Origin of the sequence: Serratia sp. BFP-2025 (assembly GCF_050880365.1) — a bacterium.
Taxonomy (GTDB): Bacteria; Pseudomonadota; Gammaproteobacteria; order Enterobacterales; family Enterobacteriaceae; genus Serratia; species Serratia surfactantfaciens.
Genome location: NZ_JBPAFV010000001.1, coordinates 1,228,584 through 1,245,044 on the forward strand (window position 1 = coordinate 1,228,584; position 16,461 = coordinate 1,245,044).

A 16,461-nucleotide genomic window follows, 5' to 3' on the forward strand; every position below is an offset into this window, starting at 1 on the left:
ACAGCGGTTACTGCGGCGTAGGCCGCGGCGGGCAACGATCGAGCAGCTCTACGCTGCCGTCTTCGTTTTGCTGCTCGAGGATCACGTCGAAGCCCCACAGGCGATGCAGATGTTTCAACACGTCGCGGCGGCTTTTATCCAGCGGTGCGCGTTCCTGCGGAATATAACGCAGGGTCAACGAGCGGTCGCCGCGCAGATCCACGTTCCAGATCTGAATGTTCGGTTCGTGGTTGCTCAGATTGTATTGCGCCGACAGCTCCTGGCGGATCGCCCGGTAGCCGGCTTCGTTGTGGATCGCGGCGATTTCCAGATAGTTGTTGCGATCGTCGTCCAGCACGGTGAACAAGCGGAAGTCGCGCATCACTTTGGGCGACAGGAACTGGCTGATGAAGCTCTCGTCCTTGAAGTCGCGCATGGCGAAATGCAGCGTGTCCAGCCAGTCTTTGCCGGCGATGTCCGGGAACCAATAGCGATCTTCTTCGGTCGGCGATTGGCAGATGCGCTTGATGTCCTGGAACATGGCGAAGCCCAGCGCGTAAGGGTTGATACCGTTATAGTACGGGCTGTTGTACGGCGGCTGGTACACCACGTTGGTGTGGCTGTGCAAAAACTCCAGCATAAAGCGTTCGGTCACCCGGCCTTCGTCGTACAGATGATTGAGAATGGTGTAGTGCCAGAAGGTGGCCCAACCCTCGTTCATCACCTGAGTCTGTTTTTGCGGGTAGAAATATTGGCTGACTTTGCGCACGATGCGCAACACCTCACGCTGCCAAGGCTCGAGCAGCGGCGCGTTCTTCTCGATAAAATAGAGGATATTTTCCTGCGGTTCACTCGGATAGCGGCGCGCCTGCTCCGGCGACTCTTCGCGCTCGACGCGCGGCAAGGTCTTCCACAGCGTGTTCACCTGGCTCTGCAGATACTCTTCGCGGCTTTTCTGGCGCGCTTTCTCTTCCACCAATGAAATTTTTTGCGGGCGTTTGTACCGGTCGACGCCGTAATTCATCAGCGCGTGGCAGGAATCCAGCAGCCGTTCCACCTCATCGACGCCGTAGCGCTCTTCGCACTGGCTGATGTAGTGGCGGGCAAACAGCAGATAATCGACGATAGAGCTGGCATCAGTCCAGCTGCGGAACAGGTAGTTGTTCTTGAAGAATGAGTTGTGGCCATAGCAGGCGTGCGCCATCACCAGCGCCTGCATGGTGATGGTGTTCTCTTCCATCAGGTAGGCGATGCAGGGATTGGAGTTGATGACGATTTCATACGCCAGCCCTTGCTGGCCTTGCTTGTAGCGCTGCTCGGTTTCGATGAACTTTTTGCCGAAGGACCAGTGGGTATAGTTGATCGGCATGCCGACGCTCGAATAAGCGTCCATCATCTGCTCGGAGGTGATCACCTCGATCTGATGGGGGTAGGTGTCGAGCCGGTAATGCTTGGCGACGCGGTCGATCTGCTCCAAATACACCTGCAGCAGTTCGAACGTCCAGTCCGGTCCATCGCTCAGACGTTTATCATCCTTAACCTTTTCATGTGTTGAAGTAGTCATCAGCGCACCCTCATTATTCACGGGCCTCGCTCAAACGGCAGGCCCTGTAACAAGCATAGTTCAAGTCATAATTAACCGTTGCAAATCAGTGAAATAAAAATGCCGGTACGCAAGGGAGCGAACGGCGGTCAATCTGGTGCCGCGTCCGTCCCGGCTGAAGCCTCGCGCTTCTTCTCCGAGTATAGCCCTGCGGCATGGGGGCGCAATAGCTGAAAACACACAGCGTAGTCCTGGATACAAGCGTTGCACGAGCCTCGAGGGCGGAGCCGTTCTGGCATTCAAACGGACTGCCGTCAATGGGAAAAGACGGGACTTGCCGCAGAGATTTCATGCGCTTTTCAGGCGATCCCTCAACCGTAGGATTTTCACCTCAAAGAGTTCATAAACCAGCTTGGCGCTGAGCATTGTCAAAGCGATAAACAGTGACCACATCGCCAGGCATCCGACAGTAGAGTCGGGTTTCGGCAAGTAGTGATTGAGGGCAATCAAAACAGGCAGGTTGGTGAGATAGGCGGCGTACGACCAGCGCGCAATTCTGGCTGTTACCGCTTTCATGAGGTTGGGCAAGTCGACGTGATAGAACGTGGTTATCAGGCAAGCGAAACCAACATTGGCAATATCGAACAGAAAGATCTTCAAGAACCGGCTTTCATCCATGAAAACGTCAGGTTGGGAAGCGATAGCTATCGCGATCGGGATGAGTAATAACCCTATCCAGGAGAGTCTGTTGATTTTATTTGATACGAATAACCAAGAAAAAATGACGCCAATCATGAGTGAGTCGAGGCGGTACAACGATGTTGAACGAATTTCGTTAAACGTCTGTTGCGCATTCATGGTGGCGTTCACTCTAAAGAGGAAGGAAAACAGTATCATCGCGGCGATTGCCAAGAGGATGCTGACTTTCTTATCTCTGACTATGAATAAAAAAACGGCGATCACGATGGGGAACAAGAAATAAAAAACCTCCTCGACAGCGAGGCTCCAGGCCTCACCGAAGAAGGCCGGGTGTGGATGGACCAAACTTTGCGTGAACGTGGAGAAGGCCAGTATATTAGGCGGCGCTTCAGGTCTGATATTGTTAATTAAGAATAAATTCAGCAATAAAAAGAGCAGATAGCTGGGATAGGTTCTCATCCAGCGACGAAACCAAAAAGCGGGGATCCAGCCAAGTGGCGTACTGGATTCTTTCACCTTCTCGAATATGATTCTGCCGATCAGAAACCCGGATAAGACAAAGAACAGTTCTACCCCTAAGAAACCACCGAACTTAAAGGTTTGTGCTGACGGGAACGCTGCAAGTAGAAATGTTCTGCCATGGGAGAAAATGACCATGATAATTGCAGCGGACCGGCACAGGTCAAGCCATGGGTTTAGCGTTTTTTTCATAAAGCTTTAATGTTATCTCGGACAATCACTGGCAAATCAATGGCCGGGATTCTAGCATAACGTTCTCAAGAAACCTTCCTGTCTATCAATACCTCTCGCCACCCGCGCATCCGCCATTTCTTTGTCGCTTGTTACAGTAAAATGCCTCGCCTGCAATGAGCGTTGAGATTTGAAGTGTTATGTTATATTGTAACTTTTCGTTTTCTTAATTCTCAATGACGGACAAGGAGCGCATTTTGGCGAGGCATTTTGGCAAACTGGCGGTGGCGCTGGCGGCGATGTTCATAAGCGGACAGGCGGTCGCCCACGGGCATCATTCACATGGCAAACCGCTGACGGAAGTGGAAAAAAGGGCGGAAGCGGGCGTGTTCGACGATAAGGACGTCAAAGATCGCGACTTGGCCGACTGGGAGGGGGTATGGCAATCCGTCTATCCTTATTTGCTCAATGGGGAGCTTGACCCGGTGTTCAAGAAGAAAGCGACGCAGGATAACAGCAAGAGCTTCGCCGAAGTGAAGGCGTATTACCGCAAAGGGTACGCCACTGATGTGGATACCATCGGCATTGAGAACGGCGTCATGGAGTTTCACCGCGGAGATCAATCCAGCGCCTGTCAGTATAAGTACGCCGGGCATAAGATCCTGACTTATGTCTCCGGTAAAAAGGGCGTGCGCTATCTGTTCGAATGCCAGGATGCCGACAGCCAGGCACCGAAATTCGTGCAGTTCAGCGATCATATTATCGGCCCGCGCAAATCGGCGCATTTCCATATCTTTATGGGCAACACGTCGCAGGAGGCGCTGCTGAAAGAAATGGATAACTGGCCGACCTACTACCCGTTCCAGCTACAGACCAAAGAGGTCGTGGACGAGATGCTGCATCACTGACGCCGGTCTGTCCCACAGTCACAAGCCCGCACGGGTGGGCTTGTGCTCAGTCAAACGGCCTGATTTGCAGATAATCATCCGTAACCTCCAGTTCAAATAACGTTTCATCCGTCAACAACGCTGCGCGCATTCGCTCCCGGGCTTGCCGATAGCGTTCCTCCAATTGAACGGCACCGGCGCTTTCCCATGCGGCGCGGCTTGGCCACTGCGCATAGCCGATAAACTGCCCGCCCGCATCGCGATGCAAACGCGAACCGAGGCTGCCGCGCTGCAGATAGATACCCTGAGTCAACTCAAGCCAGGCCTGGCGAAAGGCTGATTCGTGTCCGGTTTTGACTGAGAATCGGTAGATAGCGATAAACATAACAGGCACTCCAGAATAGCGATAATGTGAACTCTAGGATCTGCTCGACGGCATAACGGTTCATATCGTGCTGAGCGATGAAAAGGAGGGATTGGCGCCAGGGTGTGCGGCTGCTCAATTCAATAGCAATAATGGGGCTATTATTGGCTGAAATTTTACGCGACTTTTCTGCTGTGAAGACAATGACCCGGGTTTGTCTGTTGTGTTGGTTTTATGTGTTTTGTTGGTGTTTTATTCTGTTTATGTGTTGGCTGATATTTTTATATTCTGTTAAAACCATGTTGCTTATCACGCCTTTTTTTGGTGCTGTCAGTGACAGCATTGCTAGCGATTCAGCGTCGACCTCACGTTATAATCCCCCATGAACCGCATCTTATCGCTATTTACTGGCGGCTATTGCAAATGCCTGGCCTATCGACGATAAATTAATTGTGAATATTGTCACGTTTGATGATGAAGTTGTTGGACGGATTTTTTCACTGAGTTAATTTCCTGTGAGCAGAAGATTATGCTTTGTGAAGCCTTGAGCTGGAGTCAGCGATGCGAGTGGTAATTTTAGGTAGTGGAGTGGTGGGCGTAGCCAGTGCCTGGTATTTGGCGAAAGCGGGGCATGAGGTGACGGTGATCGATCGTCAGCCCGGCCCGGCATTGGAGACCAGCGCGGCGAACGCCGGGCAGATCTCACCGGGCTATGCTGCCCCCTGGGCGGCGCCGGGCGTGCCGCTGAAAGCCATCAAGTGGATGTTCCAGCGCCATGCGCCGTTGGCGGTCCGCCTCGACGGCAGCAGCTTCCAGCTGAGCTGGATGTGGCAGATGCTGAAAAACTGCAATACCGAACACTACATGACCAACAAAGGCCGCATGGTGCGCCTGGCGGAATATAGCCGCGATTGCATCAAAGCGCTGCGCCAGGAAACCGGCATCCAGTACGAAGGGCGTCAGGGCGGCACGTTGCAGCTGTTCCGTACCCAACAACAGTTTGAAAACGCGGCGAAAGACATCGCGGTATTGGAAGATGCCGGGGTGCCTTACCGGTTGCTGGAGGCCAACCAGCTCGCCAGCGTCGAACCGGCGCTGGCGCAGGTGGCGCACAAGCTGACGGGCGGTTTGCAGTTGCCTAACGACGAAACCGGCGATTGTCAGCTGTTCACGCAGCAATTGACGAAGATGGCAGAGCAGGCGGGCGTGACCTTCCTGTTCAACCGCAGCGTCGATCGCCTGCTGGTGGAGGGCGACAAGATCGCCGGCGTGCAGTGCGGTGAAGAGGTGTTCAAAGCCGATAGCTACGTGGTGGCGTTCGGGTCGTACTCTACGGCGCTGCTGCGCGGCCTGGTGTCTATCCCGGTTTACCCGTTGAAGGGCTATTCGCTGACCATCCCGATCGCTGATGAAACGGCGGCGCCATTCTCTACGGTACTGGATGAGACGTACAAAATCGCCATTACCCGTTTCGACCAGCGTATTCGCGTCGGTGGTATGGCGGAGATCGTCGGTTTCAATACTCAGCTGGAGCAAAAACGGCGCGAAACGCTGGAGATGGTGGTGCGCGATCTCTATCCGAACGGCGGCAGAGTGGAGGACGCGACGTTCTGGACCGGGCTGCGCCCGATGACGCCGGACGGAACGCCGATCGTCGGCCGCACTTCGCTGAAGAATCTGTACCTCAACACCGGGCATGGCACGTTGGGCTGGACGATGGCCTGCGGTTCCGGGCAGTTGCTGTCCGATCTGATGTCCGGCATTACACCGGCGATCCCTTCCGATGATCTGGCGGTGGCGCGCTACAGCGCCGGGTTTCGCCAGCAACACGCGGTTCCGCTGAGCGACGTGCATCCCGCACGCTAATCGTCCGATTCGATTATAGACTTTCCTGGCCACGCGCAGGCGCGCGTGGCCGCTGTATGCTGCCCCAAGGAGAAACGATGCCCCGTCCGATAACCGCCACGATGCATCTCGGCGCGATTGAAAACAACCTGCAGGTGGTGCGCCGTTTTGCCCCCGGCGCCAAAGTCTGGGCGGTGGTTAAAGCCAACGCCTATGGCCACGGCATCAAACACGTTTGGCGCAGCATGGCGCAAACCGACGGTTTCGCCATGCTGGATCTGGCCGAAGCGGTGCTGCTGCGTGAGTCCGGCTGGCAGGGGCCGATTCTGCTGCTGGAGGGCTTTTTCCAGCCGCAGGATCTGGCGCTGCTCGACCGTTATCACCTGACGACGGCGGTGCACAGCGACTGGCAGTTGGCGGCGATCGCCGACGCCAGGCTGAGCGCGCCGCTCGACGTCTATTTGAAAGTGAATAGCGGCATGAACCGGCTGGGATTCGCACCCGAACGGCTGCACGAGGTGTGGCGCAGGGCGCAGGCGGTTGCCAACATCGCCGAGCTGACGCTGATGAGCCATTTCGCCACCGCCGACGGCCCGGAAGGAGTGACCCGGCAGATGGCCACCATCGAGGCGGCCGCCGCCGATATACCGCTGCCGCGCTGCCTGGCCAACTCGGCCGCCACGCTGTGGTATCCTTCGACCCACGGCAGCTGGGTGCGCCCTGGGATCATTCTCTATGGCGCCTCGCCGAGCGGTTGCTGGAGTGATGTGGCGTCGACGGGGTTGCAGCCGGCGATGACGCTGAGCAGTGAAATCATCGGCATTCAGCAATTGAAGTCTGGCGATCGCGTCGGCTATGGCGGCCGTTACAGCGCCGCCGGCGCGCAGCGTATCGGCGTGGTGGCCTGCGGTTATGCCGACGGCTATCCGCGTCATGCGCCGACCGGTACGCCGGTATGGGTGGATGGCGTACTGACGCGCACCCTGGGAACGGTATCGATGGATATGCTGGCGGTAGATTTAACGCCCTGTCCACAAGCCGAATTGGGCGACGAAGTCGAGCTGTGGGGGAAACGCCTGCCGGTGGACGAAGTAGCCACGGCGGCAGGGACGTTAGGTTATGAGCTGTTGTCGGCGTTAGCGGCGCGGGTGCCGGTCGTCACCGAAGCCTGAGCCGGGCTCAGGCGACTTTTCTGATCTGTCCTTTAATCTGCTTGCTGAGACGCCGCGCGTGCAGCGCCAGCAGGCAGCCTACCAGCATGACCAACGCCAGCGACAGTTTCGGTTGCAGCGGCAACGCCATCGCCACCAGACCCAGCGCGGCGCCGCCCGCCATCTGCACGAAGCCGACCAGCGCAGACGCGACGCCGGCCTCATTGGAGTAGGGTTCCAGCGCATAGCTGGTGGCCGGGCCCATCACGAACGCCAATCCGGCGCAGGCGCTGGCGACCGGCAGCATATATGCCAGCCAATGCGCTTGCGCCGCCGCAGGCAGCAGCATGACGCCCAGCAGCAGCCCTAGACAGCCCAATCCCATCAGCATGCCGCCGATCGCCAGGCAAACCGGACGGCCGACTTTATGGATGATGCGGTTGGCGAAGAAGCTGACCAACATGATCCAGAAGCCGTTGGCGCCGAACACCAGCGAGAATTGCAGCGGGGTCAGGCCGGCGGTGCCCATCAGCACGTTGGGGGCCAGGGAAACGTAGGTCAACGCCATGCCCATCGCCCCGGAATTCACCACGGCAAAGGAGAAGAAACGCCGTTCGCTGAGGATGCGTGCGTATTGGCGCACCGGCAGCCCTTTGACCGGCACGGTATCGACGGGGCGGGTTTCAGGCAGATACAGCGCGATGATCGCCAATACCAGCAGCGCGTAGCCGACCAGGAACCAGAAAGGCGCGCGCCAGCCGAAGGCCTCGGCGAGCAGACCGCCGAGCAGCGGCGCCAGCGCCGGGATGATGTTCAGCGTGCCGTTGAGGAAGCCGAACGCGCGAGCGGCATCGTCACCATTCAGGCGATCGCGTACGCCGCTGAAGGCGACGACGGCGGTGCAACAGACCGCTACCCCTTGCAGCAGACGCGAGGCGATGAAAACGGTCGGGTTGCTGGCCAGCGCCGCCATCGCCGCACCGAGCATGTAGAGAATAATGCCGGCCAGCGCCACCGGTTTGCGGCCGTAGTTATCCACCAACGGACCGGCGATGACCTGGCCGAGGCCGAGCACCAAAATAAACAGTGAAATGGTGGATTGTATCAGCGCTTCACTGCTGCCCAGACCGACGGCGATGGCGGGAATGGTCGGCAGATAAAGATCGATGCCTAATGGGCCAAGCAGCACCAGGCTGAGAAGCAGAAACAGAAACTTTTGCATAACAAGAAAGGCACGTCCGAGTGACAAAGAGGGCTAGAGTAGAGATTCTGGCGGCAAATGAAAAGGGGCAAAGCGCGGTCAACGCTGCGCTGCCGGGCGGTAATAGAGCGCCGAGACGGTGTCGGCCACGTAGCGGGCCTGATGGCGGGCGTCGTCCAGCGCGCGATGCGGCATGCCTTCGAATGGGCGGTTCTTTTTCGGGTTAAAGCCGTGCAGTTCCGCCAGCGTGATCACTGTGCGCACGTCCTGTGTATCCCAGAATTTCCACGGGCAGGGCATTTCCAACTGCTGGAAGGCGTGTTCGAGGATCGCGCAATCGAACTCTTTGCCGTTGCCCCAGACTTTCACCGTGTCGGTGCTGTTCATATGGATAAAGCGGCTGAGGCTGCTCAGCACGCGTTTCAGGCTCTCGGTGCCGCCGAAGGCCTGCTTGCGCGCTTCATCGGACTGTTTCGCCCACCAGGCGACCGTATCCAGGCTGATGGTTCTGCCCGGTTGGTCTTTCTGACTGCTGACGGCGGTTTCGAATTCGGCGCCCAGTTCCCCGGTGCGGGGATCGAAAAACACTGCCGCAACCACCAAAATGACGGCGCTGGGTTTTATATCCAGGGTTTCAATGTCTAACATCAGATGGTGCATCGGCGTTTCCGGTGGTGGGTGAGGTTGCCTAATCTTACTACAGAACGTGCGTTGATGCGGCTGGTGCGCACATGAAATCCTTTTAAAGCGCCGCGTTCAGGTTATGATGCTCGGGATACTCTTGTCTGGTTGGTCGCTATCGGTGAGAACGCTTATCTTTATTTTGTGCATGGTCGGCTACTTGCTGTTGCTGGGCTACCTTAGCGTGTTCGTCACAGACAAGATCTGTGAGAAGGCGGGTAACTACACCAAAATATGCCGCATCGTAGACATATCCGAGCCTCATATCCCCAAATAACGCCCTGTTTACCCCAGATAGTCGGTGGTAATCAGCGGGGTCAGAATCGCCGCCAGCGCCGTGAGCGCAGCCCACTGACGCCAGCCCAACCGCGCCAGCCAGTCATGCCGCTGCGGGGGCGTGGCCAGTTGCCCGACGGCCACGGAGCCGGTCAGCAACAGCGTCAGAATCAGCAGTACCAGGCTGCGGCTCAGCAGCGTAAACTCGACATGCAGCACATTGGCGTAATACAGACGCATCAGAATAAAATAGCTCAGCAAGATCCAGGCGAAAATGACGTTTTTCTTGAGCACCTGCTGCAGCATCAGCGCGAGGAACAGGCTGTGAAACAGCGACAGCAGCGGGGCTTCGAACGGATGCCGAACGCAGACGTTGTAAACCGCCATGTAGATGTTAAAAACCAGCAGGATATAGACTACGTAAATATACCAGCCGTAGATCACTTTAAGTTTTTTTGAGTTCGGCGGCAGGGAGAGTGCGTCCGGTTTCATTAAGGCCTCCTGATGACGCCACGCAAATGTTGCGAATGAGGGCGGTGCGCCGGCATCGTAATTTAAAATCCACAGGGTATATATCACCCGGGCGCTAAATGACGATTAAACACAGGATCGGCTTTATTTCCGCGTTGGCCGGGAACTCTTTTTCGCGCTCGGGGTCGATTGACGTGCGAATGTTCGGCGGTTTTTACATCACAGCGAAAGACGTAATACATTGATATGAAAGATTATAAAAACACTTCGGGTACAAAGATCCTGCTGCTGTTCAGCCTGGCGTTTTACACCCTGTTGCCACCGTTGTTGACGGCGGCCGTATTCAACCGTTTCAATCTTAATCCGTTCGCGATCGTCAAATTTTTTCACTTTAACCCGTTTTTGGCCGATCGGGGCATACCCGGTTACCAGACCTTCTGCTACTTGCTGATGCTGTGGTTGGGGGTGAATATTTTGCTGTGGTTGCTGGTATGGGGGGCGGTGCGGATGTATCGGCGCTGGCGAACGCCGCGCGGCTGATATTTTACCAAACGGAAAAAGTTGCGCAGGGAAATGACTTTACATTTAATAATGAGACGTATTATCATCCGTTTCGCCGGTGAGGGGAAAAGGGTTGTCTCCTTCTGTGCCCCCCAAGCCGGCACGACATTGCTCACATTGCTTCCAATTTTTTCATGCCAGCCTTCGTGCTGGCGTTTTTTTATTCCACGCCAGCAGCCGCAACCGCGGCGATCAATCTATTTTCATGAGCAGGCTGTTTAAAGCGAAAGCGCAGCGAGGCGTTAGAACAGCGAAAACAGCAACACGACCGGCAGACTCAACGGCCAGGTCAACCCGATGGTCAATGCGCTGATGCATCGAATCTTGACGGTGTCCCTGCTAACCAGATAGGTGAAAACCATAGAAACTAACAGACCAATAAAATAACAGTATTGCGTTGCAACCCACAGCGACGACATGAAACCCGATCCCAGTTGTATTTTTACGCGCGAATTCTAGGAGCTTGGCGGACGATAATCAATGACCCACGGCCGTTAATTCAAACCTTTATCCATAAGAATACATAATTTATTTCTATAAAGAACGTAGGGTTATTAACGGCTTTCTGTTTATTTCGAAAAGAAATCAACAATATAGTTACCGGTAACATTGGTGAGTGAACAAGCCTACACCAGAGTGAGACACGGTTAGGCAAGAAAAGGGGTGGTGAGTCACAGAGGAACGCGGTGAAACTGTAATTGATAAAAATTTATGATGTATTTGCGAAGGGCTTGGGTGAGAGGAAGCCGGGTTCGGTGGGCGCGTGTTCTTGCAGGTGCAGGGGGGCGTGTTGTTGGATGAAAGCATGACGCGATTCGGCGGTTTTGAGCGCACCGTGCGGATGCGCTGCCTGCCAGTCAGGAAGGGGCGTGGGTAGCCGCCGTAGGTTTAATGAATGTTAAGACCGTAGACGAACAGCCACGAAAACAGCAGCGCCAGCAGGCACGTCATCAATACGATGGAGATCATTTCCTTCACAACTTCATTCCTTTTCCCGGTGATTCAAATTTACTTCTCTTTGTTTTTGCGCGAGATTTTAGATCGTCATGGGTAAAAATCCTAGTTTTAATCCCATCTTTCGCTCGGCCATTGCGGCCTGCGCCGCTGCGGCCGTTCACGGCGATGCCGGAAAATCGGGCGTGTTAACCCGTCGTAGCTATTGTCGAACGTCGCGAGGCTGACTATATAAAATGGGGAGTGCGCGCAGCGTCGCTGGCAGTACGGCGCCTGCGTAAAGGGCGCCTGCCTATCGGTGTACCGCGCTTCCCTATGAGATAAAGGAGTCGGCAATGAGCTTAAAACCAACTATCGTGCTGGTACATGGATTCTGGGGCGGTGCGGCGCACTGGAGTAAAGTCATTATCGCGTTGTCGCGCAGGGGATATTCGGCGATCCATGCGGTGGAAATGCCGCTAACGTCACTGGCCGAAGATGCGGAGCGCACGCGCAAGATGGTCGCGCAACAAGCGGGGCCGGTCTTGTTGGTCGGGCACTCTTACGGTGGGGCGGTGATCACGGAAATGGGCAACCAGCCCAACGTGATTGGGCTGGTCTATATCGCCGCGTTTGCGCCGGATGCCGGTGAAAGTCCCGGCGGCATTACGCAAGAACATCCTCCGGCGGCAGTCGCGAATTTGGCGCCGGACAGCGACGGTTACCTGTGGATCAAGGCCGACAAGTTCCATGAAAGCTTTTGCCAGGATCTGACTGCTGACGAGGCGCTGGTGATGGCGGTGGCGCAGAAGGCTCCGCTGGCCGGCACCTTTGGCAACGCTATCGGCGACCCCGCCTGGAAACATAAACCGTCATGGTATCAACTCTCCAGCGACGATCGCATGATAGCGCCGGAGAATCAGCGGCGAATGGCGCAGCGGTTGCAGGCCAGGAAAGTGTTGACCTTGAATGCCAGTCACGCCTCGCTGGCCTCCCACGCCGATGAGGTGGCGAGGTTGATTGACGAAGCGGCCGGTTCGAAATAACGCCAGGGCGGGAATGTTATCCGGGCTGTAAAGCGGTTCTGGTGGCAAATTGTTTCTGCGCATCCTGCTTGCGCCGGGTGAAAAACCGGCGCAAGCAGGTTGGCCGTCAGGGATAAACAGGGATATCGCTATCGTAGCTAATTATTAACAGCGCAATCAACACCACGACGGTGGCAATAATGGCGTAGATTTCCGCCTTGCGCATATCGCCCTAGCGTCCGTTAACGCCGATCATTTCGATGGCTGCGCGGTGCAACCGCTGGAAATAATCATCGGGTTGCTTTTCCGCCTCCTGAACAAGACAGCTGAGCAGGTTCTGTTTGGTTATCGGTTTGTTGGCGATCAGCGCCAGCAACACGCTTTTGCCGAGCAGGCAGCATATTTGCTTATGGTATTCGTCAACATCGTGCTGGTTGAGGCCATAGAGGGTGTAATCGATCATGATGTCTAACCTGCTGACCGGTAAAAGCCCGCCACGGCGGACAGAGAAGCCATAGAAAAATAAAGTAAGGCAAATTTCGCTTAGGAAAGGGCTTAAGCGATAAGATAACGATAACTGAATGGGAATATTCCCATCAAGCCGTGCGGACGCGGCGGCGAATGTTTAGGAATAACCTCAGAAGAAAGAATAATAGGCAGCGCCATTCGGGATAACGCGGCTTATTATTTCTCGGATGGCGGTCAAAAATTATACGCTCAGGCTCGGCGATATATCATGGCGAAAAAGAAACAGCCGGAAAACGTGGTTCTCCGGCTGTGGTGGCGTTATTGCAGATTATTCACACGGTCTGTTTGCGAAACAGTTCGCGGAATACCGGATAGATATCGTCCGGTTCACGGATATGCTGCATGGCGAAGTTGTCGAATTTCGCCTGTAGATCCTCGTATTCGCGCCACAGCGTTTGGTGGGCGCGACGGGTGATTTCGATGTAGCTGTAGTAACGCACCATCGGCAGGAGCTTCTTCGCCAACAGCTCATGGCACAGCGGTGAGTCGTCTGCCCAGTTGTCCCCGTCAGACGCCTGCGCGGCGTAGATATTCCACTGCGCCGGGTCGTAACGCTCTTCGACCACTTCACTCATCAGCTTCAGCGCGCTGGAGACAATGGTGCCGCCGGTTTCCTGCGAATAAAAGAACTCCTGCTCGTCCACTTCTTTCGCCTGAGTGTGATGGCGGATATACACCACGTCGACGTTTTTGTAGGTTCGGCTCAGGAACAGATAGAGCAGAATGTAAAAACGTTTCGCCATGTCTTTGGTGGCCTGATCCATCGAGCCGGACACGTCCATCAGGCAGAACATCACCGCCTGGCTGGAGGGCTCCGGCCGGCGCTCGTAGTTTTTGTAACGCAGGTCGAAGGTGTCGATAAACGGCACGCTTTCGATTTTCTTGCGCAGCTCGGCAATCTCTTTACGCAGCCGCTCCTCTTCCAGCAGTTGCACCGGCTCGGTGTTTTCCAGCTGGGTCAGCGCGTCTTCCAGCTCGTGCAACGCGCGTCTTTTGCCGGCGGTCATGGCGGTACGCCGCGCCAGCGAATTTTGCAGTGAACGTACGACGCTGATGTTGGCCGGCACACCGTTAGCGGTATAACCGGCGCGATGGGTTTTGAACTCGGTCAGCTGTTTGTACTGGTTCTTTTTCAGGTTGGGCAGGGCGAGATCTTCGAACAAGAGATCGAGATACTCATCTTTGGAGATCTGAAAAACGAATTCATCCTGGCCTTCACCGTCCTGGCTGGCGTTACCCTGGCCGCCGCCACCGCCCGATCCGCCCTGAGGCCGCTCGACGCGATCGTTCTGCACAAAGTGGTCGTTGCCCGGGTGAACCCGATGGCGCGTGCCGCCGCGCCCCTGATGAAACATCGGTTCGTTGATATCGTCAGTGGGGATGGATACCGACTCCCCGCTGTCCACGTCGGTGACCGAACGCTTGTTGATGGCTTCGGCAATCGACTGTTTGATTTGCGACTTGTAACGGCGCAAGAAGCGCTGGCGATTCACCATGCTCTTGTTTTTGCCGTTCAGCCGTCGGTCAATGAAATAGGCCATACTTCCCCCAAACGACGTTGCCAACTCTTCATGTCCCGACCGCGACAGCGTAATGTGCAGCCCCTCCGTGGGCTGCGCTGCTACGGCCATGACTGCGGACATGGCCCTGATAATGCCGCTTACCTGAGGCGTTATGAGGATTTTCTGACCCGCAGATACCATTCACACAGCAGGCGCACCTGCTTGCGGGTATAACCTTTCTCCATCATGCGATCGACGAAGTCGTCGTGTTTTTTCTGCTCGTCCGTCGAGGTTTTGGCGTTGAACGAGATCACCGGCAACAGCTCTTCGGTATTGGAGAACATTTTCTTCTCGATCACGGTGCGCAGCTTCTCGTAGCTGGTCCAGTTCGGATTGCGGCCGTTGTTGTTGGCGCGGGCGCGCAGCACGAAGTTCACGATTTCGTTGCGGAAATCTTTCGGGTTGCTGATGCCGGCCGGTTTTTCAATTTTTTCCAGTTCGGCGTTCAGGGACTCGCGGTCGAACAGTTGACCGGTGTCGGGATCGCGATACTCCTGATCCTGGATCCAGAAGTCTGCGTAGGTCACGTAGCGGTCAAAAATGTTTTGGCCATATTCCGAGTAGGATTCCAGATAGGCGGTCTGGATCTCTTTGCCGATAAACTCGGCGTATTTCGGGATCAGATAGCCTTTCAGGTGTTCCAGGTATTTCTCCGCCAAATCTTGCGGGAACTGCTCGCGTTCTATCTGCTGCTCCAGCACATAGAACAGGTGAACCGGGTTAGCCGCCACCTCGGCGTGATCGAAGTTGAACACCCGCGAGAGGATTTTAAAGGCAAAACGGGTGGAGAGGCCGTTCATGCCTTCGTCAACCCCCGCATAGTCGCGGTACTCTTGATAAGACTTGGCTTTCGGATCGGTGTCTTTGAGGCTTTCGCCGTCGTACACGCGCATTTTCGAGTAAATGCTCGAGTTTTCAGGCTCTTTCAGCCGCGACAGCACGCTAAAGCGCGCCAGCGTTTCCAGGGTGCCCGGCGCGCACGGCGCGTGGGTCAACTCGCTGTGATCCAGCAGCTTATCGTAGATCTTGATCTCTTCCGACACGCGCAGGCAGTAAGGCACCTTGACGATATAGACGCGGTCGAGGAACGCTTCGTTGTTCTTGTTGTTGCGGAAGGTCACCCACTCGGATTCGTTGGAGTGCGCCAGAATAATGCCGTTGAACGGCAGGGCGGAGATGCCTTCGGTACCGTTGTAGTTGCCTTCCTGGGTTGCGGTCAGCAGCGGATGCAGCACCTTGATAGGCGCCTTGAACATCTCGACGAATTCCATAATCCCCTGGTTGGCGCGGCACAGGGCGCCGGAGTAACCGTAGGCGTCCGGATCGTTCTGCGCGTGGTTCTCCAGTTTGCGGATATCCACTTTACCGACCAGCGCCGAGATGTCCTGGTTGTTTTCATCGCCCGGCTCAGTTTTGGCGATGGCGATCTGTTCCAGAATGGAAGGGCGCACTTTCACCACTTTAAACTTGGTGATGTCGCCGCCGAACTCATGCAGACGTTTCGCCGCCCACGGCGACATGATGGTGCCGAGGTAGCGACTGGGGATATTGAACTCTTTTTCCAGGATCGTGGCGTCTTCCTGCGGATTGAACAGGCACAGCGGATGATCGTTGACCGGGCTGCGTTCGCCATTGGCGCTAAGGGTATAGATAGGCACGCGCTGCATCAACGCCTTCAGACGTTCCGCCAGCGAGGATTTACCGCCGCCCACCGGGCCCAGCAGATAAAGGATCTGTTTCTTCTCTTCCAGGCCCTGCGCGGCGTGTTTCAGGTAAGAGACGATCTGTTCGATAGCCTCTTCCATGCCGTAGAACTCTTCGAAGGCCGGATAGCGTGCGATCACGCGGTTGGAGAACAGGCGCGACAGGCGTGATTCTAGCGCAGTGTCGACCATCACAGGTTCACCGATAGCCATCAGCAGACGTTCGGCCGCGTTGGCATAGGCACTGCGATCTTGCCGGCAAATGGTAAGAAATTCCTGCAGTGTGAACTCTTCGTCCTTGGCAGCTTCATAGCGCTGGCGATAGTGGTCAAATATGTTCATGATGCCCGTCCTTTCGTTAT

The 16,461-nt window shown here is 55.7% G+C and carries 15 protein-coding genes; 5 read left to right on the forward strand and 10 right to left on the reverse strand.

All coding sequences use genetic code 11. The features are described from left to right. Positions 1–7: 7 nt before the first annotated feature. A complete protein-coding gene (locus ACRAWE_RS05760) occupies positions 8–1,543 on the reverse strand; it encodes a SpoVR family protein (protein WP_019452781.1) in 1,536 nt (511 codons plus the stop codon). Between the two features lie 327 nt (positions 1,544–1,870). Next, positions 1,871–2,932, reverse strand: coding sequence for an acyltransferase family protein (locus tag ACRAWE_RS05765; RefSeq protein WP_432525089.1), 1,062 nt, complete (start codon positions 2,930–2,932; stop codon positions 1,871–1,873). 236 nt (positions 2,933–3,168) lie between these two features. On the opposite strand from ACRAWE_RS05765, the gene zinT reads away from it, so the two are divergent. Continuing rightward, positions 3,169–3,819: a metal-binding protein ZinT gene (gene zinT / locus ACRAWE_RS05770; RefSeq protein ID WP_063918472.1), complete on the forward strand. Its 651-nt coding sequence runs from the start codon at positions 3,169–3,171 to the stop codon at positions 3,817–3,819. A 46-nt stretch (positions 3,820–3,865) separates the two neighbouring features. On the opposite strand, the gene ACRAWE_RS05775 is transcribed toward zinT, so the two are convergent. Further along, complete coding sequence (locus ACRAWE_RS05775; protein WP_019452779.1) at positions 3,866–4,183, reverse strand: antibiotic biosynthesis monooxygenase family protein; 318 nt, start codon at positions 4,181–4,183, stop codon at positions 3,866–3,868. Positions 4,184–4,723: 540 nt separating this feature from the next. Here ACRAWE_RS05775 and ACRAWE_RS05780 point away from each other — a divergent pair. Further along, positions 4,724–6,028, forward strand: coding sequence for a D-amino acid dehydrogenase (locus ACRAWE_RS05780; RefSeq protein WP_432525090.1), 1,305 nt, complete (start codon positions 4,724–4,726; stop codon positions 6,026–6,028). Positions 6,029–6,105: 77 nt separating this feature from the next. Further along, complete coding sequence (gene dadX, locus ACRAWE_RS05785) at positions 6,106–7,179, forward strand: catabolic alanine racemase DadX (RefSeq protein WP_432525091.1); 1,074 nt, start codon at positions 6,106–6,108, stop codon at positions 7,177–7,179. A gap of 7 nt (positions 7,180–7,186) precedes the next feature. Here dadX and ACRAWE_RS05790 read toward each other — a convergent pair whose 3' ends face one another. The 3 genes from ACRAWE_RS05790 to ACRAWE_RS05800 all read right to left on the reverse strand — a co-directional run bounded on the left by ACRAWE_RS05790 (position 7,187) and on the right by ACRAWE_RS05800 (position 9,808). Continuing rightward, entirely contained in the window at positions 7,187–8,380 is a 1,194-nt protein-coding gene (locus ACRAWE_RS05790; RefSeq protein ID WP_063918469.1) for a multidrug effflux MFS transporter, read from the reverse strand. A gap of 78 nt (positions 8,381–8,458) precedes the next feature. Beyond that, positions 8,459–9,019 (reverse strand): 3'-5' exonuclease, encoded by a 561-nt coding sequence (locus tag ACRAWE_RS05795; protein WP_432525092.1) that lies wholly within the window; start codon positions 9,017–9,019, stop codon positions 8,459–8,461. Between the two features lie 306 nt (positions 9,020–9,325). Then, positions 9,326–9,808: a hypothetical protein gene (locus tag ACRAWE_RS05800; protein ID WP_063918468.1), complete on the reverse strand. Its 483-nt coding sequence runs from the start codon at positions 9,806–9,808 to the stop codon at positions 9,326–9,328. 225 nt (positions 9,809–10,033) lie between these two features. Here ACRAWE_RS05800 and ACRAWE_RS05805 point away from each other — a divergent pair, with 225 nt between their 5' ends. Beyond that, complete coding sequence (locus ACRAWE_RS05805; RefSeq protein WP_063918467.1) at positions 10,034–10,327, forward strand: hypothetical protein; 294 nt, start codon at positions 10,034–10,036, stop codon at positions 10,325–10,327. 263 nt (positions 10,328–10,590) lie between these two features. Here ACRAWE_RS05805 and ACRAWE_RS05810 read toward each other — a convergent pair whose 3' ends face one another. Further along, entirely contained in the window at positions 10,591–10,767 is a 177-nt protein-coding gene (locus ACRAWE_RS05810; RefSeq protein WP_025159799.1) for a GhoT/OrtT family toxin, read from the reverse strand. An 870-nt stretch (positions 10,768–11,637) separates the two neighbouring features. On the opposite strand from ACRAWE_RS05810, the gene ACRAWE_RS05815 reads away from it, so the two are divergent. Next, positions 11,638–12,327, forward strand: coding sequence for an alpha/beta hydrolase (locus ACRAWE_RS05815; protein WP_063918466.1), 690 nt, complete (start codon positions 11,638–11,640; stop codon positions 12,325–12,327). A 211-nt stretch (positions 12,328–12,538) separates the two neighbouring features. On the opposite strand, the gene ACRAWE_RS05820 is transcribed toward ACRAWE_RS05815, so the two are convergent. From ACRAWE_RS05820 to yeaG, 3 genes are all read right to left on the reverse strand, one after another. Next, complete coding sequence (locus ACRAWE_RS05820; RefSeq protein ID WP_019452768.1) at positions 12,539–12,769, reverse strand: hypothetical protein; 231 nt, start codon at positions 12,767–12,769, stop codon at positions 12,539–12,541. A 337-nt stretch (positions 12,770–13,106) separates the two neighbouring features. Then, positions 13,107–14,375, reverse strand: a complete 1,269-nt coding sequence (locus ACRAWE_RS05825) for a YeaH/YhbH family protein (RefSeq protein WP_154746326.1) — start codon at positions 14,373–14,375, stop codon at positions 13,107–13,109. 131 nt (positions 14,376–14,506) lie between these two features. Continuing rightward, positions 14,507–16,441, reverse strand: coding sequence for a protein kinase YeaG (yeaG, locus tag ACRAWE_RS05830; protein WP_019452766.1), 1,935 nt, complete (start codon positions 16,439–16,441; stop codon positions 14,507–14,509). Positions 16,442–16,461 lie beyond the last annotated feature (20 nt).

What these genes read in the sequence shown, in the direction of transcription:
- ACRAWE_RS05810 (WP_025159799.1), bottom strand. Translation starts at nt 10,767, where the DNA reads ATGTCGTCGCTGTGGGTTGCAACGCAATACTGTTATTTTATTGGTCTG.
- ACRAWE_RS05760 (WP_019452781.1), bottom strand. Translation starts at nt 1,543, where the DNA reads ATGACTACTTCAACACATGAAAAGGTTAAGGATGATAAACGTCTGAGC.
- ACRAWE_RS05805 (WP_063918467.1), top strand. Translation starts at nt 10,034, where the DNA reads ATGAAAGATTATAAAAACACTTCGGGTACAAAGATCCTGCTGCTGTTC.
- dadX (WP_432525091.1), top strand. Translation starts at nt 6,106, where the DNA reads ATGCCCCGTCCGATAACCGCCACGATGCATCTCGGCGCGATTGAAAAC.
- ACRAWE_RS05820 (WP_019452768.1), bottom strand. Translation starts at nt 12,769, where the DNA reads ATGATCGATTACACCCTCTATGGCCTCAACCAGCACGATGTTGACGAA.
- ACRAWE_RS05800 (WP_063918468.1), bottom strand. Translation starts at nt 9,808, where the DNA reads ATGAAACCGGACGCACTCTCCCTGCCGCCGAACTCAAAAAAACTTAAA.
- ACRAWE_RS05780 (WP_432525090.1), top strand. Translation starts at nt 4,724, where the DNA reads ATGCGAGTGGTAATTTTAGGTAGTGGAGTGGTGGGCGTAGCCAGTGCC.
- ACRAWE_RS05765 (WP_432525089.1), bottom strand. Translation starts at nt 2,932, where the DNA reads ATGAAAAAAACGCTAAACCCATGGCTTGACCTGTGCCGGTCCGCTGCA.
- yeaG (WP_019452766.1), bottom strand. Translation starts at nt 16,441, where the DNA reads ATGAACATATTTGACCACTATCGCCAGCGCTATGAAGCTGCCAAGGAC.
- ACRAWE_RS05795 (WP_432525092.1), bottom strand. Translation starts at nt 9,019, where the DNA reads ATGCACCATCTGATGTTAGACATTGAAACCCTGGATATAAAACCCAGC.
- ACRAWE_RS05790 (WP_063918469.1), bottom strand. Translation starts at nt 8,380, where the DNA reads ATGCAAAAGTTTCTGTTTCTGCTTCTCAGCCTGGTGCTGCTTGGCCCA.
- ACRAWE_RS05815 (WP_063918466.1), top strand. Translation starts at nt 11,638, where the DNA reads ATGAGCTTAAAACCAACTATCGTGCTGGTACATGGATTCTGGGGCGGT.
- ACRAWE_RS05825 (WP_154746326.1), bottom strand. Translation starts at nt 14,375, where the DNA reads ATGGCCTATTTCATTGACCGACGGCTGAACGGCAAAAACAAGAGCATG.
- ACRAWE_RS05775 (WP_019452779.1), bottom strand. Translation starts at nt 4,183, where the DNA reads ATGTTTATCGCTATCTACCGATTCTCAGTCAAAACCGGACACGAATCA.